The sequence below is a fragment of the Bradyrhizobium sp. PUT101 genome (assembly GCF_052043945.1).
GTDB lineage: Bacteria > Pseudomonadota > Alphaproteobacteria > Rhizobiales > Xanthobacteraceae > Bradyrhizobium.
On sequence record NZ_CP197207.1, the window covers coordinates 4,815,518 to 4,836,909 of the forward strand.

Genomic DNA, 21,392 nt, shown 5'->3' on the forward strand with positions numbered 1-21,392 from the left:
TTATGCGAAGGTCCCCGCATCCTAGAGCGATCCCGGTCCCGATGGAATCAGAACCGGCGATGCTCTCGTCTTTCGTGAAGCTGCGTGAGCCTCAGGCTTCCTTGAAGCGGTAGCCGACGCCGTAGAGCGTCTCGATCATCTCGAATTCATTGTCGACCACCTTGAACTTCTTGCGCAGCCGCTTGATGTGGCTGTCGATGGTGCGGTCGTCGACATAGACCTGGTCGTCATAGGCGGCGTCCATCAGCGCGTTGCGGCTCTTCACCACGCCGGGCCGGGTCGCGAGCGCCTGGAGGATCAGGAATTCGGTGACGGTCAGCGTCACCGGCTCGTTCTTCCAGGTGCAGGTATGGCGTTCCGGATCCATGCGCAGCAGCCCGCGGTCGAGCGCCTTGGCGTCGTTCTCCTTCGGCGCGACGGTCGGGTCCTTCGGCGCCGAGCGGCGCAGCACCGCCTTGACGCGCTCGACCAGGAGGCGCTGCGAGAATGGTTTGCGGATGAAGTCGTCGGCGCCCATCTTGAGGCCGAACAGCTCGTCGATCTCTTCGTCCTTGGAGGTGAGGAAGATCACCGGCAGGTCGGATTTCTGCCTGAGACGGCGCAACGTCTCCATGCCGTCCATGCGCGGCATCTTGATGTCGAGGATGGCAAGATCGGGCTGGGTGGTGCGGAAACCGTCGAGCGCGGAGGCGCCGTCGGTGTAAGTCATGATGCGGTAGCCTTCGGCTTCCAGCGCGATCGAGACGGATGTGAGAATGTTGCGGTCGTCGTCGACCAAAGCGATTGTGGGCATGAGCCTCTGCTTTCTGCTTTCCGTTTGGGTCGTGGCTTGAAACGGCGAGCAATCCAGTGATGCGCCGCATACATGGGTGCCGAAGTTGGCGTTCGAACCTTGTCACCGAGCAATGCAAGCTGGGCTGAAGTGTGACCAAGTTCCACGAAACACGGCAGATTCGCCGCATCTCGACCCATAACCGGACTCTCGTTTACCCGAAAGAAGGCCCCTCATGCAACCACCTGACTCGAGAAAGCCGATGCAGCCGACCGCCGATTTCGACCCCGGAAAGCTCGCCAAATCGCTGCTGCGGCGGTCCCGGCAGGGGGCCTTGGCGACGCTGATGACCGGCAACGGCGATCCCTATTGTTCCCTCGTCAATCTCGCCAGCCACCCGGATGGATCGCCGATCCTGCTGATCTCGCGCCTCGCCGTGCACACCCGGAACGTCCTCGCGGACAGCCGGGTCTCGCTGATGCTGGACGAGCGCGTGGCCGGCGATCCCCTGGAAGGCGCCCGGATCATGCTGTCCGGCCGGGCGGAGGAGGCCGACAGCGACAAGGATCTGCTGCGGCGACGGTATCTCAGTGCCCATCCGTCGGCGGAGGGCTTTGTTTCGTTTAAGGATTTCTCCTTCTTCCGGATCCGGCCCACGGGAACCCATCTGGTCGCGGGCTTCGGCCGCATCGTCGACCTCAGGCCCGATCAGTTTCTCACCGACCTCGCCGGCGCCGAGGACCTGCTGGCGGCGGAAGAGGGGGCCGTCGAGCACATGAATGCCGACCATCGCGACGCCATGAACCTTTATGCAACAAAGCTCCTCGGCGCCGCCGAGGCCGACTGGCGCTGCACCGGCTGTGACCCTGAGGGCCTCGACATGCAGGACGGCCAAACCACATTGCGGCTGGACTTCCCGGAGCGGGTGACGGATGGCACGGCGCTGCGCAAGATGCTGGTCCGCCTCGCTGGCGAAGCGCGCAAGAAGATGGACCAGGGCGCAACGACTTGAACGCCGCTACCCGTCGCTGCGACCCATGACCGTGATGGTTTTCGGGCTCGCAGCGAGAGGGGTCATGACGCGTCATCGTATGGCATCGGCTGCGGGTCTGGCGCTCGCGATCACCACGTTGCTTGCCACCCCGGCCCCCGCCCAGAAGGGCGATCTCGCCGCACAGGGGGCGCGGATCAACGCACTCAATCAGGCCGGCAAATATGCGGAAGCGTTGCCCCTGGCGCAGGCCATGGTCGCGAGCCTGGAGAAGGCCAACGACGGTCGCGAACTGTCCGCCGCGCTCAACAATCTCGGCCAGGTCCATGCCGGCCAGGGCCGCGACGATCTGGCCGAGCCGATCTACAAGCGCGCCATCGCGCTGATGGAAAAGTCGCTCGGCCTCGACACCGGCTTGATCGCACCTGAGCTGAACAATCTCGCCGCGCTGTATCAACGGCAGGGCCGCTTCACCGAAGCCGAACCGCTGTTCAGGCGCGCACTCGCCGTCAGCGAAAAGAGCCTGTCGCGCGAGCATCCCGATGTCGGCCGAGCCCTGAACAATCTCGCCACGCTCTATGTGAAGCAGGAGCGCTTTGCCGACGCCGAGTCGCTGTTCCGGCGTGCGCTCGCGATCTATCAGAAAGCAGCCGGGCCCGAGCATCCCGCGGTCGCGACCGTCCTCAACAACATCGGTCAGGTCGATCGCGACCTCAATCGCGACGCCGATGCCGAAGCTCCGATCAAGCGCTCGCTCGCGATCCGTGAGAAGGTGCTGGGGTCGGAACACCCCGATGTCGCGCGCTCGCTCAACAATCTCGCCGGGCTCTACGAGCACCAGCAGCGCCATGCCGATGCCGAGCCGCTCTATCGTCGCGCGCTGGCGATCCGCGAGCTTGCACTGGGGGCCGATCATCCTGATGTCGCGACCTCGACGAGCAATCTCGCCCATTTCCTTCAGGCGACGGGACGAACTGCGGACGCTTTGCCGTTCGCGCAGAAGACGCTCGCCGCCAATCGTGCCCGGCTGCGTGTCGCGCTGCCGATCCTGTTCGCTGCGCGGCAGCAATCGCTGCTGGCGAACGACGGGGCGCTCGATGATGCGCTCGGCGCGATCCAGCGCGGCCAGCAATCTTCCGCCGCCTCTGCCGTGAACAAGCTCGCCGTGCGGTTGGCGGCCGGCAGCGATCGGCTCGCCGAGCTCGTGCGCAGCGATCAGGATCTCGCAGCCGAGTCCGACGCGCTCGACAAGGCGATCATCGCTGCGGTGTCGAAGCAGCCCGCGCAGCGCGACGCCGCGGCCGAGCAGCGCAGCCGCGCGCGGCTCGCGGCGATCGCGAGCGCGCGCAATGGATTGCAGAAGACGCTCGCAGTCGAGTTTCCCGACTATGCCTCCCTCTCCAACCCGCAGCCGCTGACCGTGAAGGAAATCCAGCCGCTGCTCTCGGCCGACGAGGCGATGGTGATCTACTCCGTCGTCGACAATGAGAGCTATGTCGTGGCGATCAGGCGCGATGCCGTCGACTGGAAAAAGATTTCTCTCGGAGCGGATGCGCTGGCGCAGAAGGTGGCAGCCTTCCGCAGGGGCCTGGATGTCGGCAAGGCGCGCGATGCCTCCGGCAAATCGGGACTGTTCGATCTTGCGCTCGCGAGCGAGCTCTATGCCGCGCTGCTCGGCCCTGTCGAGGCGCTGACGAAGGACAAGCGCAGTCTGCTGGTCGTGCCGTCGGCCGCGCTGACCGCACTGCCATTTCATCTGCTGGTCACGGAGAAACCGCAAGTGGCGATCCCTGACCGGCCCGAAGGCTATCGCGACGCCGCCTGGCTGCTGCGGCGTCAGGCCGTCTCGGTGCTGCCGTCGGTGATCAGCCTGAAATCGCTGCGCGCCTTTGCCCGCAGGGATCGCGGCGTCAAGCCGATGACCGGATTCGGCGATCCCGTGTTCAGTCCTGCAGCGGAAGGTCCTGGCGACCGGCGCGCTGCGAACGGCAAGGTCGCCGCGCGCAGCATCGCGACGATTGCCTATGCCGAGTTCTGGCGCGGCGCTGGCGTCGATCGCGCGCGGCTGGCGCAGGCGCTGCCGCAGCTGCCCGACACCGCCGACGAACTGAATGCGGTGGCGAGGGACGTCGGCGCCGCCGCGGCCGATATCCATCTCGGACGCGATGCCAGCGAAACGACGCTGAAGCGTGCAGCGCTTGCCCAATACGGCATCATCTACTTTGCCACCCACGGCCTTGTCGCCGGCGACGTCAAGGGACTGGGTGAACCCTCGCTTGCACTCTCCATTCCGGATCAGCCGTCGGAGCTCGACGACGGTCTTCTCACCGCGAGCGAGGTGGCCCAGCTCAAGCTCAATGCGGACTGGGTGGTGCTGTCGGCCTGCAACACCATCGCGGGCGACAAGCCCGGGGCCGAGGCGCTGTCGGGATTGGCGCGCTCGTTCTTCTACGCAGGTGCCCGCGCGCTGCTGGTTTCGCATTGGGCCGTGGATTCGGAAGCTGCCACCCGCCTGACCACGTCGACGTTCGAGCTGCTCAAGAACGAACCGAAGATCGGTCGTGCCGAAGCCTTGCGCCGTGCGATGTTAGCCTACCTCGACGACGCCTCGTCGCCGCGCAACGCCTATCCCGCGATGTGGGGGCCGTTCGCACTGATCGGCGAAGGTGAGGCCAGGTAAAATTGCGCCGGAGGGATTGTGCATCGCAATAACCCCGTGAAACGCGCAAACGCGCATTTGGTTGCGCGATCATACGTACTTTTCTGCCGCGGTTGCTCAGAGCTGACATGCGCGACGTTTGGCGCGGTCCTTGAATAAACCAAATCCTGCGGGATCAGCTTGGCAACGTCAGCGTTCATCATTATTAGGTCGTTCAGCCGAGGCCGAACGGCCCATTGATCAAGATGACCGCGGGCGCCAAACTTGGTCGCGCTGAGTGTCGCGGGTTCTAGGAGGATTCTTTCGTGCAAGAGACGGGCGTGCGCAACGGTGCCTTCGGCGCCGACAAATTCGGCTTAAAGAATCTCAAGCAGGTGCACTGGAATCTCGGTGCGCCGCAACTCTATCAATACTCGCTCGCGGCGGGTGAGACCGTGCTGTCCGCTGACGGTGCACTCTGCGCCGACACGGGCGAGTTCACCGGGCGCAGCCCGAAGGACAAGTTCACGGTGCGTGACGCCACCACCGACGAGAAGATGTGGTGGGCCGGCAACCAGTCGATCACCGCGGAGCAGTTCGAGACGCTCTACCAGGACTTCCTCAAGCACGCCGAAGGCAAGAAGCTGTTTGCGCAGGATCTCTACGGTGGTGCCGATCCGGCCTACCGGATCAAGACGCGCGTCTTCACCGAGCTCGCCTGGCACTCGCTGTTCATCCGCACGCTGTTGATCCGCCCCGAGGCGATCGAGCTGTCGACCTTCGTGCCGGAGCTCACCATCATCGACATGCCGAGCTTCCGCGCCGATCCTAAACGCCACGGCGTGCGCTCGGAGAACGTCGTCGCGATCGATTTCGCCCGCAAGATCGTCCTGATCGGCGGGTCTTATTATGCCGGCGAGATGAAGAAGTCGGTCTTCACCACGCTAAACTACTATCTGCCCGAGCGCGGCGTGATGCCGATGCACTGCTCGGCCAATGTCGGCACCAAGGGCGACACCGCGATCTTCTTCGGCCTGTCGGGCACCGGCAAGACCACGCTGTCGGCCGATCCCAACCGCACGCTGATCGGCGACGACGAGCACGGCTGGGGCCCGAACGGCGTCTTCAATTTCGAGGGCGGCTGCTATGCCAAGTGCATCAAGCTCTCGAAGGAAGCCGAGCCGGAGATCTATGCGGCTTCGACGCGCTTCGGCGCGGTGCTCGAGAACTGCGTGCTCGACGAAGACACCCGCGTGGTCGATTTCGACGACGGCTCCAAGACCGAGAACACGCGTTCGGCGTACCCGCTCGACTTCATCCCGAACGCCTCGCGCACCGGCCGCGCGCCGCAACCGAAGAACGTGGTGATGCTCGCCGCCGACGCCTTTGGCGTGTTGCCGCCGATCGCAAAGCTCTCGCCGGCGCAGGCGATGTATCACTTCCTCTCCGGCTACACCGCCAAGGTCGCCGGCACCGAGCGCGGTCTCGGCAACGAGCCGCAGCCGGAATTCTCCACCTGCTTCGGCTCGCCCTTCCTGCCGCTCGACCCCTCCGTCTACGGCAACATGCTGCGCGACCTCATTGCCCAGCACAATGTCGACTGCTGGCTCGTCAACACCGGCTGGACCGGCGGAAAATACGGCGTCGGCTCGCGCATGCCGATCAAGGTGACGCGCGCGCTGCTCACCGCCGCGCTCGACGGAAGCTTGCGCAACGTCGAATTCCGCACCGACAAATATTTCGGCTTCGCGGTCCCGACCGCGCTGCCGGGCGTGCCGAGCGAGATCCTCAACCCGGTCAACACCTGGAAGGACAAGGACGAGTTCGACAAGACCGCCCGCGCGCTGGTCGGCATGTTCCAGAAGAACTTTGCCAAGTTCGAAGCCCAGGTCGATGCCGAGGTCCGCGCTGCCGCGCCGGACTTGAAGCTGGCCGCGGAGTAAGCTCGCAGCGTTTGAAATGCAAAAGGGCGGCCGCAAGGCCGCCCTTTTTGTTTATGGGCACTTGCGCGAACCACACACTCAGTGTCGTCCCCGCGTACGCGGAGACCCATACCGCGTGATCTATCGAGAGAGTGCAGTGCAAGTGCCGGCGAAGAAAGGGTCACTATGAGTCTTCGCCAAATTACTCCCTGTGGTTATGGGTCCCCGCGTTCGCGGGGACGACATCGGTGCGAGACCTCAGGCCTTGAAATACGCGATCTGCGTCGTGGTCGCGAGCAGCCTGCCGTTCGGCGACCACAGCTCGGCGTTCTGGTCGGCGTAGCTCTTGTGCATGATCTTCGAATCGGCCGTCGCGAGCACGCGGGTGATGTCTTCAGTCGCGAGCTCGTCGCTGTCGGTGTGGAAATAGGTGGTCAGCGACACCGTGCCGAACGGCACCAGCTCGCGCCTGGCGTGGAAGATGCGGCCGAAGAAGGCGTCCGACATCGACGTCAGCGACAGCATGTCGAGCTTGCGCGGCGTGCGGTCGCTGATCCAGATCTTCGAATAGGTGCTGGCCGGCTCGGCCTGCTGCGGGCCGATCCGCATCTCGCCCTCGACGAAGCGGAATTCGTACTGGTTGGCCCAGGACGCCGAGATCTTCGGGAATGGCAGCGTCTCTTCGAACGGCTTTGCATCCGGATATTGCGCCACCCTGTGCTCCCAGGACGGCCGGCGCTCGGCGAACACCGCCGTGGCGAGCGTTGCGACCTCGCCGCCGCCTTGGCTGAGCTCGACGCTCCAATGCTGGCTGGAGCGGTTGGCCTTCACCAGCCGCACGTCGAGATCGAACGGCCCCTTCGCGATCGGCGCGCAGTAGTTGACGGTGAGTGCGAGCGGATCGCCGGCGGCTTGCGGATGCTCAATCAGCGCGCGCAAAATGGTCGCGGCGGTGGCGCCGCCGAATGGGCCGACGAAGGCCCAGTAATCGTCGCTGGTGTGCCCCTGCCAGCTGGAGTCACCGGCGGTGACGCGGGTGGCGTCGTCGAACGGGTGCGGGAGCTTGGCGTGCATTGAAGTCCTCGGTGTTGCCCCACCGTCATTGCGAGCGCAGCGACGCAATCCAGACTGTCTCCGTGGAAAGAACCTGGATTGCGTCGCTGCGCTCGCAATGACGGCGTTTGACGTTGCAGCGCTCGTCTCGCTGACGCCGCCGTGGGGATGATGACAATCATATCACCATCCGTTGCGCCTGATGCAATAACCTCGCAGGTAACGCCCGTTTCACGCCACGGAAAATCAGCCTGCGGCGTCGCGCAGGTCCGGCAGAAGCGGTGTGGTCGGGTTGACCGGCACGTTCCAGATTTCCTCGGCATATTCGCGGATGGTGCGGTCGGAGGAAAACCAGGCCATGCGCGCAACATTGAGGATGGAGGCGCGTGTCCATGCCGACGAGACCAGCCAGCGCGCATCGACCGCACGCTGCGCCTCGTAATAGGAATCGAAATCGGCGCTGACCATGTAATGGTCGAGATAGCGCAGCGCATGCGCGATCGATTCGAAGCGGCCGGGCTCGCCGGGCGAGAACTCGCCGGCGCCGATCGCGTTGATGGCGCGCTGCAGCTTCGGCGAATTGCGGATCACGTCGGAGGCATCCAGCCCCTGCTTGCGCCGGATCATCACGTCGCCGGCCTCCATGCCGAAGATCGCGATGTTCTCGGCTCCGACATAGTCGCGGATCTCGATATTGGCGCCGTCGAGCGTGCCGATGGTGATGGCGCCGTTGAGCGCCAGCTTCATGTTGCCGGTGCCGGAGGCTTCCATGCCGGCGGTGGAGATCTGCTCGGAGAGATCGGCCGCGGGAATGATCACCTCGGCGAGGCTGACATTGTAGTCGGGCAGGAACACGACCTTGAGCTTGCCGTCGATCGCGGGATCGTTGTTGACGATTTCGGCGACGTCGTTGATCAGCTTGATGATCAGCTTGGCGTAGCGATAGCTCGCCGCCGCCTTGCCGGCAAAGATCTTCACCCGCGGCACCCAGTTGGCGTTGGGATCGTCCTTGATCGACTGGTAGAGCGCGACCGTCTCGATGACGTTGAGCAGCTGGCGCTTGTACTCGTGGATGCGCTTGATCTGCACGTCGAACAGCGCGCTCGGATCGACCTTGATGCCGAGCCGCTCGCCGATCAGGCGCGCCAGGGCCGTCTTGTTGTGGTGCTTGACGCTGCGGAATGCCTTCTGGAACTCGACGTCGCTGGCGCGCGCCTCGATCAGCGAGAGCTGGGTGGGGTCGTCGAGCACGGCCTCGCCGCAGGTCTCGCGCAGCAGGTCGGTCAGCTTCGGGTTCGCCAGCATCAGCCAGCGGCGGAAGGTGATGCCGTTGGTCTTGTTGGTGATGCGGCCGGGATAGAGATGGTTGAGGTCGTGGAACACGGTCTCGCGCATCAGGTCGGAATGCATCGCCGAGACGCCGTTGATGCGGTGCGAGCCGACGAAGGCGAGCTGGCCCATGCGCACGCGGCGTCCGCTCTTCTCGTCGATCAGCGAGACCGAGGCGCGGAAGTCGATGTCGCCGGGGCAGCGCGCCTCGGCGAGCGCCAGATGCTGCACGTTGATCCGGTAGATGATCTCCAGATGCCGCGGCAACAGCCGCTCGAACAGCTCGACCGGCCAGGTCTCCAGCGCCTCGGGCAGCAGCGTGTGGTTGGTGTAGGAGAGGGTGGCGACCGTGATCTTCCAGGCCTCGTCCCAGCGGAAATTGTGGAGGTCGACGAGGATCCGCATCAGCTCGGTGACGGCGAGGCTCGGATGGGTGTCGTTGAGCTGCACCGCGACCTTGCTCGCGAGGCTGCGGAGCTGGCCGTCGGAGCCGAGGTGCCGCTTCACCAGGTCCTGCAGCGAGGCCGAGACGAAGAAATATTCCTGGCGCAGTCGCAGCTCGCGTCCCGCAGGGCTCTCGTCGTTCGGATAGAGGAACTTGCAGATCGCCTCCGCGCGCGACTGCTCGGCGCTGGCGCTGACATAATCGCCCTTGTTGAAGGCATCGAGCTTCAGCGGATCGGGTGAGCGCGCCGACCACAGCCGCAGCGCATTGACGTGCTGGCCGCGCCAGCCGACGATCGGCGTGTCATAAGCGATCGCCTGCACGGTCTCCGCAGGATGCCAGATGGCGCGGTCCCGGCCTTTGTCGTCGACATGCTCGATGCCGCCGCCGAAATTGATGTCGTAGATCACCTCCGGCCGCTGCAATTCCCAGGGATTGCCGAAGCTCAGCCATTCATCGGGATATTCCTGCTGCCAGCCTTGGTTGATGATCTGGCGGAACAGGCCGAAATCATAGCGGATGCCGTAGCCGATCGCGGGGATCGAGAGCGTCGCCATGCTCTCCATGAAGCAGGCGGCGAGCCGGCCGAGGCCGCCATTGCCGAGCGCCGCGTCCGGCTCGCATTTGCGCAGCTCGGGTAACGAAACGCCGAGATCGCCGAGCGCGACCTCGAAGATCTTCAGCAGCCCCATGTTGTTGAGCGCGTCGGTGAACAGGCGGCCGATGAGGAATTCGAGCGAGAGATAATAGACCCGTTTGCGCCCGGCATCGTAGCTGTGCTTCTCGACCGTGAGCCAACGATGCACGATGCGGTCGCGCAGAGCCAGTGCTGCGGCCTGGTACCAGTCGTGCTTGGTCGCCATGCCCGCGTCCTTGCCGATGGCAAGGCGCAGCTTTGCCAGGATCGCGCCCTTGATCTCAGCCAGCGCGAGTTCGTCGATGGGCTGTCCGGGGGCCGGAAAACTGGGTTGGAACGATGAATCCTGCAAAGCCGTCACTTCCTGGGTCGAAAGAACTCTTACCAATCTACGCGTCCTGCCCTTGCACCGGAACTGTCGCCCGTGCGCGCGTGCACTGCGCTGGCGCAAATTTATGCAAGGAACGGGCCGAGTTGGGAACCCGGGCGAGCACGGAGAAACCGGGATTCGGTGCTAGATTACGAAAGATTCAGCCATCAGTGTGGAGGAGGCGCCCCATGAGACCGCTGACACGACTGCTGACGCGATTGCCGATCGAAATCGCCGTTGCGGGCCTGCTCGTCGTTTGCATCAGCGCCTCCGGCGCGGCCTTTGCCGCCGGCAAATCCGGTCTCAGCGCCGACGGTCTCAGTTGCGGATTCACGATCCCGCAGAATGCGTCGCGCGCAGCCCGCTGCGCCGCGATCAAGCGCCAATGCGGCGGCAAGTTCTACGCAAATGCGTGCGGCGACAAGCTGCTGTCCGCGGCCAATTGAGAGACGCCGGAGGTCCAGCGAGCTCAAGCCGCCTTGGTCTGCACCGTGTCGCAAAACTCCGCGAGACGATCGGCAAGCCGCAGCGTTGCCGGGCTCGCATCCGGCGCAGCCATCAGTGCGAGCTCGGTCTTGTTGATCGGCGCAAAGCCCTCCTTCGCCGTCAGCACGCGGTGCTCGGACTGGATCGACATCTCCGACAGGATGCTCAGGCCCATGCCGGCGGCGACGGCGGCCTGGATGCCGGCGAGATTCGATGACGTATAGGCGGTGTGCCAGGCGCGGCCCGCGCTTTCCAGTGCGTGGATGGCGCCGGCGCGATAGATGCAGCCGAGCGGAAAGCCGATCAGCGGCACCGACGACACGTTGATGTCGACCGGATGGCTCTTGCTGGTGACCCAGTGCACCCGCTCCGGCCACACCGCGATCGCGTCCTTTCCGCCGGCCTCGCGCTTGTAGAGCGCAAGATCGAGCTCGCCGCGTTCGAGATCGCGGGCCAGGTGCTTGCTCTGGTCGGCGCGCACGTCGAGCCGCAGGCCCGGATGCGAGCGCGAGAACGCACCCAACAATTTGGGCAGCCGGTACGCCGCGAAATCCTCGGGGATGCCGAGCCGGATCGCGCCTTCGCTATCAGGCTGGCGCAGCACGTCCCGCGCCTCCTCGGCGAGCGAGAGCAATCGGCGCGCATAGGAGAGCAGGCGCTCGCCGGCCTCGGTCGGCCGCACGTCCTTGCCGTCGCGGTGCAGCAGCAGCTGGCCGACATCCTCCTCCAGCCGCTTGATCTGCTGGCTCACGGTCGACTGCGTGCGGTGGACGCGGGCGCCGGCGCGGGTGAAGCCGCCGGCCTCGACCACCGAGACGAAGCTGCGCAGGAGCTCCAGATCGAGCATGGGCGCATCCATTCGAAATTCAACTGGCGTGGAGTTAATCATTTAATTTCCAAATGACAAGCCATCTCTCTAGATCGAGGGCTCAGGAGAATGCCCTCATGTCGCTCGCCACCTCGCTTCCCGCGCCCCGCAGCCGTTTCAACACGTTGCCGTTCGCCATCGGCCTGTTCTGCCTGCTCTGGAGCTATGCCTTCGTCGCAGGCAAGATCGGCGTCACCCATTGCCCGCCGCTGATCCTGCTCGCTGCGCGCTTCTCGCTGGCCGGCATCCTGATTCTCGTTGCGACGCTGATCCGCGGCGACGATTGGTCATTGTCCTGGCGCGACGCCGCCGTCTTCGCCGTGCTCGGCATCGCCAACAACGCGCTCTATCTCGGGCTCGGCTACACCGGGTTGCAATCGGTCTCCGCCGGCCTCGGCGGACTGATCGTCTCGGCCAATCCGGTGTTCACGGCGGCGCTCGCCGCGATTTTGCTCGGCGAAGGCATGACGTGGCGCAAGGCGAGCGGCCTCTTGCTCGGCGTGATCGGCGTGACGGCGATCGTCTGGCACCGCCTGTCGGTCGGTACCGATTCCCTGCACGGCATCGTCTTCACGCTGGCCTCGCTGGCCTCGCTCGTGTCCGGCACCATCCTGTTCAAGCTGCTGGCGCCGAAGGGGTCCTTGTGGATCGGCAACGGCGTGCAGAACCTCGCCGCGGGCATCGTGCTGACGCCGGTCGCGCTCACCTTCGCCGATATCCATGCGATCGACTATACGCCGAGCCTGATCGGCGCCTTCGCCTTCCTCGTGCTCGGCGGCTCGATCCTCGCCTATTGGCTCTGGTTTCAACTGCTGAAGGTGTGCGGCGCCACCGCTGCCAGCGCCTATCATTTCCTGATGCCGCCGCTCGGCATGCTGTTCGCGTTCCTCGTGCTCGGCGAGCAGGTCGAGGCGCGCGATCTCTTGGGCATCATCCCGGTGGCGCTTGGCATTTATCTGGTGACGCGACCGGCGAAGGTGGCGCTGTGAGCCGTCATTCCGGGGCGACGCGAAGCGTCGAGCCCGGAATCCATCGGGCCACCAACTCTGCGGATGAATGGATTCCGGGCTCGCGCTGCGCGCGCCCCGGAATGACAATGGTCTTCAATCCTTCCGGAACACGATCGACGCCATCCATCCCGTCATCAGCGCCATCGCCACGGTGGCGAGACCATAAATCAGCCCGTTGTGCCGTGCGGTGGTCGCGACGAACTGCTCGAAGCCGACCTTGACGATCTCGAACGCGGTCTCGGTCTTGCCGATGAATGCGCCGTTCGCAAACAGCTTGATCTCGATCTCATAGGTCCCGATCGGCACCTCCGCGGGCAGTGGAATGCCGGTGCGGAACAGCGTTGGTGTCAGGAACGTCACCGCGCTCGGATCCTCGCGATAGAGGCCGCGCTGGGTGCGCAAGCGAATGAAGGCCGAGCGGAACGCATCGTTCGGCACCACGTCGGCGTAATCGCCGCCGACCCGCTGCGTCAGCAGCACGTTGTTGAGCCCGATCTGCTGCCGCCGTGCGATCTCGGGCGAGGTGATCGCGTCGAAGGGGCGGTTGGCGAACAGCGCGAGATAGCTCGGCACCTGCAGGAACTGCCGGTAGTCGGTGTTGATCCAGATGCCGAATGTGCGCTCCTTGCGCCGTGTCACCATGTCGGCGCGCGGGCCCCTCACGGTGACGACGAGATCGTAGGCCGTGCGGTCGGCCGGCGTCGCGGCGTCCCTCTCGACCGAGCCGAACAGCACCAGCTCCTCGCCGGAATAGTTCGGTGTCACCGTGACGCGGTGGTTGGAGACCGACACGATCAGCCGCTCGGCCCGCGCAGCACCGCCGAGCAGCAGGACGAGAACGATGGCGAGAAGCGTGCGCGTCATCCGCTCACTCCCAGCTCGCGAATGGTGAAGAGATCCGAGGGCTGGACCACCAGCTCGATCGCGAAGCGGACGCCGACCGAGAGGATCAGCAGGCCGAGCAGCAACCGCAGCTGCTCGCCGCGGATCTTCTGGCCGGCGCGGGCGCCGAACTGCGCGCCGGTGACGCCGCCGACCATCAGGATCAGCGCCAGCACGGCGTCGACGAGGTGGTTGGTCACGGCGTGCAGCATGGTCGCGAACAGCATCGTGACGAGCGTCAGCACCATCGAGGTCCCGATCACCGTCGAGGTGGGCACCCTGAGCAGATAGATCATGATCGGCACCAGGATGAAGCCGCCGCCGATGCCCATGATGGCGCCGATGAAGCCGATCACGATGCCGACCACCACGACCGGAATCACCGAGAGATAGATCTTCGAGCGCTTGAACCGCATCTTCAGCGGCAGGCCGTGGATCCAGTTGTGCGTGCGCCGCGGCGGCAGTGCGCCGCGCCGGGTCCGCATCAACGCGCGCAGGCCCTCGGAAAACATCAGGCTGCCGACGGTGGTGAGCAGCACGACATAGGACAGCGCGATCATCAGATCGAGCTGGCCGAGCGCGCGCAGCTGCGTGAACGTCCAGACGCCGAGTGCCGTGCCGGTCACGCCGCCGCAGAGCAGAACGCTTGCCAGCGCCGGATCGATCGCGCGCCGTCGCCAGTAGGATAGGGCGCCGGAAAAGGACGAGGCCGCGATATGGCTGGCAACGGAGGCAACCGCCACCGCCGGCGTGATGCCGATGAAGATCAGCAGCGGCGTCATCAGGAAGCCGCCGCCGATTCCGAACATGCCGGAGACGAAGCCGACCGCGGCCCCCATGGCGAGCACCAGGAAGACGTTGACTGGAAGATCGGCGATCGGGAGGTAAAGCTGCATTGAACCACGCACCGGCGAGCGGATCGACGAACGCGGAATGCTCGCGGAAAGGACGGAACGATTGCCGCGCCCCTCAATAGCGGAATTCGGAGCGGGGAGGGACCGGGAATTTCGGGTGTGGTGAATGGCGATGGAGAGAGCCTGAAGGAGACACGATGGTTGCGGCACCGAAGGTGCGCTCCCTCCCCCGCCTGCGGGGGAGGGTTGGGGAGAGGGTGTCTCCGCAAGCGAGAACCCCCAAGAGGCGAGAGCCCTCACCCGCGCCTGCGGCGCGACCTCTTCCGCAAGCGGGAGAGGTGCACCTGAGCGCGCGGCTCGTTCTGTTCGTCTAAAACTACTCGGGCTTAATGCGCCGCGGAGGCCGAGCGTTTGGCCGCGACCGGCTTCGGCGCCGGCTTCGCGCTTGCCTGCGGCGCGGTGTCCCAGCCGCCGGCGGGCGCCATGACATTGACCGCATCGTCGGGCTGCGGCTCGGCGCTGAAAGTCTGGATCGCGAGCTTGGCGGCGGCGAGCGATTGCGGGTCGAGACGCTTGGCGACGTCGTCGCGCTTGCCGGCGGCGTCCGCATCGCCCTGCGCGGCCGCCAGGCTGAACCATTTGTAGGATTCGGCGAGGTTCTGCTCGACGCCGATGCCGCGGGCATAGAGGATGCCGAGGTTGAACTGACTGTCGGCGACGCCGCGATCGGCCGCCTTGCGGAACCATTGCGCCGCGCTCTTGTAGTTGGCACCGCGGCCACCGCCGTCGGCGTCGAGCACCGCGAGATTGTGCATCGCCTTGGCGTTGCCGCGCTCGGCAGCCTGGGTGTAGTAGCGGCGGGCGATGTCGGCGTCCTTCTTCACGCCAAGGCCCTTTTCGTAGAGCGTGCCGAGGCGGAAGATCGCGGGCACCACGCCGGCCTGCGCCGCGCGGTCGTACCACTTCGCCGCTTCGTCGTAATTCGTGGCGACGCCCTTTCCTTCCGCAAAGCGCACGCCGATCTCGTAGGCCGCGGTTGCATCGCCCTTCATCGCGGCGGTGCGCAAGGCTGGGCCGCCGATGCCGTCAGGCAGTCTCTCGCTCGGCGGCACCTGGACGAGGCCGAGCTTGGCGCGGCTCGTGCCCGACAGCGCGCCGGTGACGTCGCTAGAGGCCGGCGGTGCAGCGGCAGGCGCCGGCGGGATTTCAACCGACGCCGAGCTGCCCGGATTGGCGGCGGGCGCCGGCGCGGCATTGTTCTGGGATTGCCGTCCGATCGGCGTCGGCGACGTCATCGACGGCGTGACCTGCTCGGGCGTGGCAGGCTTGGTCTCGACCGGGGGCGGCGGGGCCAGCGGCGCCGGCTGGCTGGACGTATCGTCCATGGCCTGCGGCGCCGGCGGCGGGCTGCCGCCTTCGAGCAGGTTCATCGCCATCTTGAAGGTGCCGAGCACGATCACGACCACGCTCGCGCCGACCAGCAGCGAGCGGATCTTCGAGGTGATGGTCGAACCGCCGTCCTTGCCCTTGTCCTTGGACCGGTCAGCCCCTGCCTTGGCGGCGCGGCCGGTCTTTTCCGGCTGCGCGGCGGCGGCTTGCGCGGCGCGGCGTGCGGCCGCGATGAAGCTCGACGACGACACCGGCTCCTTCGGCGCGGCGGGAATTCCGCTGATCGCGCTCTCGGAGGCGGCGATGCGCTCCGACGGCGTGGCGACGCGTCCGCCCGGCCGTGTGCCCGGCTCGAGCGGATGATCCGGTGGCAATTCCGGCGCGAGCGCGGCGCGCGGCGGCACCGTATGCGGTTCCAGGATTTCGCTGATCGCGCGGGGCGGAACCGGCGGCGCCGTCGGCACCGGCGGCGGCGTGGGGGCAGCAGCGTGGAATTCGCGCGGCGCGGCGGCGAAGGCGGCTTGCGCCGCGGCCGGATTCGGAAGCTCGGGCTTCGGATCGTATTTCGGCTGCTGTGCTTGCTGCCGCGGTTCGCGCGCGATCGGCGCGGGCTCCATGGGAGGCGCCATCGGCATGGGCATCGGCTGCGGCGCGGGAGCCGGCGGTGCGGTGCGCACCGTGCGCAGGTCGCCCTCGATCATGGAGAGGCGATCGACGACATGGCCGAGTGCGCTGTGGACCGCTTCCAGCGAGTCCTGGGTGGTACGGTTGGTTTCGGACTGGCTGAAGCGGATGTCGGCGAGCTCGCGCTTGACGAGATCGACCATGCCGGAATCCGCGGGCGGCGCGGAGTTGCGGCTCTCGGCCAGCGCGGCATAGGTCGCCTGCTGCCGCTCCAGGTGCCGCAGGATGTCGTGCAGCCCGTCCTCGACTCGGCTCAAATTGCCGTTGTGCGGATCGGAGGCGGCTTCTATCCGTTCCAGTAGATAGGAGACGCGCTGTTCGAGATGCGCGAAGGTGGAGGCGGAATCGTTGCCGACCTGCATACGGTCGAAGCGGTCCGACAGCGCGCGGATCGCGGCTTCGAGGTGCTCGGTGCTCTCGGATGGCTGAGGCCGCTCGCGGGTTTCGAGCGCGGCGGTAAGCGCGGCGATGCGCTGCTCCAGCACCGCGAAGCTGTCGGCGTGGCCGGAGGCGCGGGTGATCTGGTCGACCTTGGACGACAGCAGCTGCACGTCCTCGGAAAGCCGTGCCAGCGCCTCGTTGGAAGCCACGTTCGAGACGATGCCGCGCAGCGCCGAGATCGCGCCTTCGAGCTGCTGCACCGTCGAGGGATCATCATTGGCGCGCAGGATCAGATCGAGCTTCGCGCCGAGATTGCGGATCGCCTCGTCATAGCCGGTGAGCTGCTCGGCCGGCGTCAGCGTGCGCAGCACCTGCTTGATGTCGGACAGCGCATGCTCGATGCCCGAGAGGACCTGGCCGTCGGTGCCGTTGGACCGGGTCTCGTCGATGCGACGGTGCAGCGAGCGGATCTCGTTCTCGATCGATTCGATCGCGCGCCGCGGCATCGCCTCGGTGATGGCGGCACGGATTTCGGCAAGCTCGCTGCGGAAGGCGTTGATCGCCTGCTCGGTATTGTCGGGACGCTGCAGCGACTCGATCTGGCTGGTGATCTTGAGCAGGTGGCGCTCGAGCGATGAGAAATCCGGCCCCGGCTGCGGTGGCGGCGGCGCGTAGGCAGGCGCGGGCGGCGCCATAGGCGGCGCGTAAGGAGCCGCGGGCGCAATTGGCGGCGCGGCACGCGGCGGCATCTGCCTGGGCGCAAAGCCGTCGAGCTCGCTCTGGCGCGCGGTGATCTCGGCGACCGCGACGTCGAACGAAGCCGGGCTCAGGGGCGGTGAGCTGCGATAGACCTGCGCGGCCGCGCGCTCGACCGCATCGGCCTGGCGCTGGCGCGTGTCGGCCGGGGCGGGGCGTGGGGCCTGCGGCTGCTGCGGTTGCCGCTGCGGGCGGGAGATTTGCGACAGGCGCGCATCGAGCCGCGAGATCGCATCGTTGAGCTGACGCGCGACGCCCTGCTCGCGCGAGACGTCCTGACGCGGGGCCGGCTTGGAAATCCGTTCGATCTGCTGGGTGATCGCGTCGAGCCGCTGGTGGATGTCGGCGACTTCGCGGCTCTCCTCACTGGGTCCTTGGCTCGGCATGTGCTGCGGACGCTGGTCGTAGGGTCCGCGAAAGTTCGGCGGGGCAGCCTCGCCGAGCGTGGAGTTCAGCCAATCGTTGAGTGACATGCCGGCTCTGTGCGCAGCAGCTTCGGCCCGCTCCCGGACGGATGGGTCGATGCCGTCAACACTCCACGATACGCGCGAATTCATGACTCTGTCCGGTTCCGACTCCGGCGCCCCACCCGGCGCCTCCAGCCTCCCCACGCGCCCCGGTTGCAAAGACAATCGAATTTGGCGCGGGTCGTCTGCCTCGAAAACCGACTTTTTCCTGTTACGGTAAATAACGAGTTAAGGAACGCGTCGCCGCTGTCTTAAAGTTGGGCGGGGAACTCGGGGTGACTAGCACCGCTGGTCGTCATGGCCGGGCTTGTCCTGGGCATCCACGTTCTTCGGTGCCGCGCGAAAGGTCGTGGATGGCCGGGACGAACCTGGCCATGACGCAGCAATCCTGGCCCCTCAGCCCTTCCCCTCGCGCTTGCCATCCTCGATCGGCACCACGGTAGCCTTGCCGCTCATCGCCGAGAGTGCCTCGAGCGTCTCCTCGCAGAAGTCGGCCACCATCTGCTCATGGCGGGCTCCCAGGCGGAGCAGGAGCAGGTTTCCGAGGTCGAGCCTGCCCTCTGCCGTGCCGTCCGGAAAACGCTTCTTCAGGATGCGCTCGTAATTGGCGTGGCGGTCGCGGTGGTGCTCGAGCCGGGCCATCAAATCGGCGCGCAGCGGCTCGATGTCGATGCTGTCGAGCGCATGGAGGCGGACCAGGAGGTCGTCCTTGGTCGAGGCCGGCGTACTTGGCCGCGCGGCCCAGTGCCGCAGCGCTGTTCTGCCTTCGGGGGTGAGCGTATAAACCAGCTTGTTGGGCTTGCCGGATTGGACGACCTCGCGGCCCTGGATGTAGCCGCGGTCGCGCAGCTTGGAGAGTTCGCGGTAGATCTGCTGGTGGTCGGCCTTCCAGAAGAAGCCGATCGAGGAATCGAACGTCTTGGCGAGCTCGTAGCCCGTCATCGGACGTTCCGTCAGGCATGCGAGGATTGCGTCGCCCAGTGCCATGACCGGTCTCCTGTTATCGACCTTGACCAATTGGCTTGACTTTATGCGCATCGGCGCATATGCGTCAATGTGCATATGAGGCAGCTGAGGGGCCGGGCAAAGACCCGTTCCGAAAACCCAGCGGAATCAACTTGCTCGCTACTGTGCCTGGGGTTGTTTTCGCGTTTTTTTGCCCAGGCCTTCAGGGAGGCACCCGAGAATGACCGGCCTCGATTCCTGGTACGCTTACATGAAGTCTCATGACCGCACAGCGCTCTGGGATCTTCTGCACCCCGATGCCGTCTTCGAAAGCCCCGTCGTTCACACGCCGCAGCGCGGGCGCGACCTCACCTTCAAATATCTCTCCAGTGCCGAACAGGTGCTCGGCGGTCCGACCTTCACTTATGTGGGTGAGTGGAGGAACGAGCGCGGCGCCGTGCTCGAATTCAAGACCATGATCGACGGCATCGAGATCAACGGCGTCGACATCATCAGCTTCGACGGCGAGGGATGCATCACGCATTTCAAGGTGATGGTGCGTCCGCTCAAGGCGATCAACATGCTGCACCGTCTGATGGCGGAGCAGCTGGCCGCCCAATCATGACACTGCCCTGAGGTTGCCGAACCCGCTAAGCTCGCGGGCAAACGCGCCGCGGGAACCGCACGAACATCATTTCAAGGCCCATGCCGGGAGAACTCCATGCCGATCTATAAAGCCCCCGTCGAAGACGTGAACTTCCTGCTCAACGACGTCTTCCAGATTGACCGCTACGACAATCTGCCGGGCTTCTCCGACGCATCGAGCGACGTGCGCGAGGCGATCCTCGGCGAAGCCGCCAAGCTCGCCGAAGAGGTGCTGCAGCCGCTGAATCGCGTGGGCGATCTCGAAGGCTGCAAGCGCGCCGACGACGGCAGCGTCACCACGCCGAAAGGCTTCAAGGAAGCGTTCAAGCAGGTCGTCGAGGGCGGCTGGCTCGGCCTGTCGGCGCCGACCGAATACGGCGGCCAGGGCCTGCCGGTGACGCTGAGCCAGGCGGTCAACGAATTCCAGATCTCCGCCAACATGGCGTTCTCGATGTATGGCGGCCTGACCATGGGCGCGACCGCGGCGCTGCTGGTGCACGGCACGCCCGAGCAGAAGAAGACCTACGTGCCGAAGATGGTGGCGGGCGAGTGGACCGGCACCATGAACCTCACCGAGCCGCATTGCGGCACCGACCTCGGCATGCTCCGCACCAAGGCGGTGCGCCAGCCCGACGGCAGCTTCAGGATCACCGGCACCAAGATCTTCATCTCGGCCGGTGAGCATGATCTCGCCGACAACATCATCCATCTCGTGCTCGCCCGCATCGAGGGTGCACCCGCCGGCATCAAGGGCGTGTCGCTCTTCGTGGTGCCGAAATTCCTGGTGAACGCCGACGGTTCGGTGGGCGCCCGCAATGGCGTCGTCTGCGGCTCGATCGAGCACAAGATGGGCATCCACGGCAATTCCACCTGCGTGATGAACTACGACAACGCCACCGGCTGGCTGATCGGCGAAGAGAACAAGGGCATGCAGGGCATGTTCGTGATGATGAACGAGGCCCGCCTCGGCGTCGCCGTGCAGGGGCTCGCGCAGTCCGAGGTCGCCTATCAGAACGCGGTCGCCTATGCACGCGAGCGCATCCAGGGCCGCTCCCTCACCGGCGCGAAAGCGCCGGACAAGCCGGCCGATCCGATCATCGTGCATCCCGACGTGCGCCGCACGCTGCTCTCGATCCGCGCCTTCAACGAGGCCGCGCGCGCCTTTGTGATCTGGACCGCGCTGAAGAGCGACGTCGCCCACCGCTCCGAGGATCCCAAGGACCGCCAGGCCGCCGACGACCACATGGGCCTGATGACGCCGGTGCTGAAGGCCTTCCTCACAGACTACGGCTTCGCCAACGCGGTGCAGGCGCAGCAGATGTATGGCGGCCACGGCTACATCGCCGAGCAGGGCATGGAGCAGTTCGTGCGCGATGCGCGCATCGCGATGATCTATGAAGGCGCCAACGGCATCCAGGCGCTCGACCTCGTCGGCCGCAAGCTGCCGCGCGACGGCGGCCGCGCCATCATGGCCTTCTTCGGCGAGGTCATGGCCTTCGCCAAGGAGAATGGCGGCGACGAGGCGCTCAAGCCCTTCATCACGCCGCTCTCGACCTCGCTCGGCCATCTCCAGCAGGCCACCACCTGGCTGATGCAGAATGCGATGGCGAAGCCGGACAATGCGGGCGCTGCCGCAACCGACTACCTGCATCTCTTCGGCTTCGTGGCGCTCGGCTATATGTGGGCGAAGATGGCCAAGGTGACGCAGGCCAAGATTGCCGAGAGCGGGGCGACGCCCTATCTCTCGACCAAGCTCGTCACCGGCCGCTTCTTCATGGAGCGGATGCTGCCGGAGACTGCGGCCAATCTCGCGCGCATCCAGGCCGGCTGCGCCACCATCATGGAATTGCCGGCGGAAGCTTTCTGAG

The 21,392-nt window shown here is 65.7% G+C and carries 15 protein-coding genes; 7 read left to right on the forward strand and 8 right to left on the reverse strand.

Features of this window, described 5'->3' with window-relative positions; all coding sequences use genetic code 11:
* Nucleotides 1–91: 91 nt before the first annotated feature.
* The gene (locus ACSHT2_RS23205; RefSeq protein WP_008542552.1) at nt 92–793 is read right to left on the reverse strand and encodes a response regulator transcription factor; all 702 of its coding nucleotides are present in this window, start codon (nt 791–793) and stop codon (nt 92–94) included.
* A gap of 241 nt (nt 794–1,034) precedes the next feature.
* On the opposite strand from ACSHT2_RS23205, the gene ACSHT2_RS23210 reads away from it, so the two are divergent.
* The 3 genes from ACSHT2_RS23210 to ACSHT2_RS23220 all read left to right on the forward strand — a co-directional run bounded on the left by ACSHT2_RS23210 (nt 1,035) and on the right by ACSHT2_RS23220 (nt 6,344).
* Entirely contained in the window at nt 1,035–1,784 is a 750-nt protein-coding gene (locus ACSHT2_RS23210; protein ID WP_440642908.1) for a HugZ family protein, read from the forward strand.
* 64 nt (nt 1,785–1,848) lie between these two features.
* Entirely contained in the window at nt 1,849–4,443 is a 2,595-nt protein-coding gene (locus ACSHT2_RS23215; protein WP_440636747.1) for a CHAT domain-containing tetratricopeptide repeat protein, read from the forward strand.
* A gap of 284 nt (nt 4,444–4,727) precedes the next feature.
* Nucleotides 4,728–6,344 carry a phosphoenolpyruvate carboxykinase gene (locus ACSHT2_RS23220; RefSeq protein WP_440636749.1) on the forward strand — a complete coding sequence of 539 codons (1,617 nt, stop codon included), beginning with the start codon at nt 4,728–4,730 and terminating at the stop codon, nt 6,342–6,344.
* Nucleotides 6,345–6,581: 237 nt separating this feature from the next.
* Here ACSHT2_RS23220 and ACSHT2_RS23225 read toward each other — a convergent pair whose 3' ends face one another.
* Together ACSHT2_RS23225 and ACSHT2_RS23230 are read right to left on the reverse strand one after the other, a co-directional pair.
* Nucleotides 6,582–7,397, reverse strand: coding sequence for an acyl-CoA thioesterase (locus ACSHT2_RS23225; RefSeq protein WP_440636751.1), 816 nt, complete (start codon nt 7,395–7,397; stop codon nt 6,582–6,584).
* A 225-nt stretch (nt 7,398–7,622) separates the two neighbouring features.
* Complete coding sequence (locus ACSHT2_RS23230; protein ID WP_440636753.1) at nt 7,623–10,139, reverse strand: glycogen/starch/alpha-glucan phosphorylase; 2,517 nt, start codon at nt 10,137–10,139, stop codon at nt 7,623–7,625.
* A gap of 206 nt (nt 10,140–10,345) precedes the next feature.
* Between ACSHT2_RS23230 and ACSHT2_RS23235 the strand changes: the two genes are divergently transcribed.
* Complete coding sequence (locus tag ACSHT2_RS23235) at nt 10,346–10,603, forward strand: hypothetical protein (protein ID WP_440636755.1); 258 nt, start codon at nt 10,346–10,348, stop codon at nt 10,601–10,603.
* A gap of 23 nt (nt 10,604–10,626) precedes the next feature.
* Here the strand turns inward: ACSHT2_RS23235 and ACSHT2_RS23240 are convergent, their stop codons facing one another.
* Nucleotides 10,627–11,490, reverse strand: coding sequence for a LysR family transcriptional regulator (locus ACSHT2_RS23240; RefSeq protein ID WP_440636757.1), 864 nt, complete (start codon nt 11,488–11,490; stop codon nt 10,627–10,629).
* 98 nt (nt 11,491–11,588) lie between these two features.
* Between ACSHT2_RS23240 and ACSHT2_RS23245 the strand changes: the two genes are divergently transcribed.
* Entirely contained in the window at nt 11,589–12,500 is a 912-nt protein-coding gene (locus tag ACSHT2_RS23245) for a DMT family transporter (protein WP_440636759.1), read from the forward strand.
* A 114-nt stretch (nt 12,501–12,614) separates the two neighbouring features.
* On the opposite strand, the gene ACSHT2_RS23250 is transcribed toward ACSHT2_RS23245, so the two are convergent.
* The 4 genes from ACSHT2_RS23250 to ACSHT2_RS23265 all read right to left on the reverse strand — a co-directional run bounded on the left by ACSHT2_RS23250 (nt 12,615) and on the right by ACSHT2_RS23265 (nt 18,921).
* On the reverse strand, nt 12,615–13,385 hold the full coding sequence (locus ACSHT2_RS23250) for a TIGR02186 family protein (protein ID WP_440636761.1): 771 nt from the start codon (nt 13,383–13,385) through the stop codon (nt 12,615–12,617).
* Nucleotides 13,382–14,299, reverse strand: a complete 918-nt coding sequence (locus ACSHT2_RS23255) for a sulfite exporter TauE/SafE family protein (RefSeq protein ID WP_440636763.1) — start codon at nt 14,297–14,299, stop codon at nt 13,382–13,384. Before ACSHT2_RS23255 ends, ACSHT2_RS23250 begins: the two co-directional genes overlap by 4 nt.
* Before the next feature lie 344 nt (nt 14,300–14,643).
* Nucleotides 14,644–18,024, reverse strand: coding sequence for a hypothetical protein (locus ACSHT2_RS23260; RefSeq protein ID WP_440636765.1), 3,381 nt, complete (start codon nt 18,022–18,024; stop codon nt 14,644–14,646).
* Between the two features lie 306 nt (nt 18,025–18,330).
* Entirely contained in the window at nt 18,331–18,921 is a 591-nt protein-coding gene (locus ACSHT2_RS23265) for a PadR family transcriptional regulator (protein WP_440636767.1), read from the reverse strand.
* 199 nt (nt 18,922–19,120) lie between these two features.
* On the opposite strand from ACSHT2_RS23265, the gene ACSHT2_RS23270 reads away from it, so the two are divergent.
* The gene (locus tag ACSHT2_RS23270) at nt 19,121–19,504 is read left to right on the forward strand and encodes a nuclear transport factor 2 family protein (protein ID WP_440636769.1); all 384 of its coding nucleotides are present in this window, start codon (nt 19,121–19,123) and stop codon (nt 19,502–19,504) included.
* A gap of 96 nt (nt 19,505–19,600) precedes the next feature.
* Complete coding sequence (locus tag ACSHT2_RS23275; protein WP_440636771.1) at nt 19,601–21,391, forward strand: acyl-CoA dehydrogenase C-terminal domain-containing protein; 1,791 nt, start codon at nt 19,601–19,603, stop codon at nt 21,389–21,391.
* Nucleotide 21,392: the final 1 nt, after the last annotated feature.

Bases quoted from the DNA above. Each gene is read 5' to 3' on its own strand.
- ACSHT2_RS23255 (WP_440636763.1), bottom strand. From the start codon at position 14,299: ATGCAGCTTTACCTCCCGATCGCCGATCTTCCAGTCAACGTCTTCCTG.
- ACSHT2_RS23250 (WP_440636761.1), bottom strand. From the start codon at position 13,385: ATGACGCGCACGCTTCTCGCCATCGTTCTCGTCCTGCTGCTCGGCGGT.
- ACSHT2_RS23245 (WP_440636759.1), top strand. From the start codon at position 11,589: ATGTCGCTCGCCACCTCGCTTCCCGCGCCCCGCAGCCGTTTCAACACG.
- ACSHT2_RS23205 (WP_008542552.1), bottom strand. From the start codon at position 793: ATGCCCACAATCGCTTTGGTCGACGACGACCGCAACATTCTCACATCC.
- ACSHT2_RS23215 (WP_440636747.1), top strand. From the start codon at position 1,849: ATGACGCGTCATCGTATGGCATCGGCTGCGGGTCTGGCGCTCGCGATC.
- ACSHT2_RS23275 (WP_440636771.1), top strand. From the start codon at position 19,601: ATGCCGATCTATAAAGCCCCCGTCGAAGACGTGAACTTCCTGCTCAAC.
- ACSHT2_RS23240 (WP_440636757.1), bottom strand. From the start codon at position 11,490: ATGCTCGATCTGGAGCTCCTGCGCAGCTTCGTCTCGGTGGTCGAGGCC.
- ACSHT2_RS23235 (WP_440636755.1), top strand. From the start codon at position 10,346: ATGAGACCGCTGACACGACTGCTGACGCGATTGCCGATCGAAATCGCC.
- ACSHT2_RS23225 (WP_440636751.1), bottom strand. From the start codon at position 7,397: ATGCACGCCAAGCTCCCGCACCCGTTCGACGACGCCACCCGCGTCACC.
- ACSHT2_RS23260 (WP_440636765.1), bottom strand. From the start codon at position 18,024: ATGAATTCGCGCGTATCGTGGAGTGTTGACGGCATCGACCCATCCGTC.
- ACSHT2_RS23270 (WP_440636769.1), top strand. From the start codon at position 19,121: ATGACCGGCCTCGATTCCTGGTACGCTTACATGAAGTCTCATGACCGC.
- ACSHT2_RS23210 (WP_440642908.1), top strand. From the start codon at position 1,035: ATGCAGCCGACCGCCGATTTCGACCCCGGAAAGCTCGCCAAATCGCTG.
- ACSHT2_RS23265 (WP_440636767.1), bottom strand. From the start codon at position 18,921: ATGGCACTGGGCGACGCAATCCTCGCATGCCTGACGGAACGTCCGATG.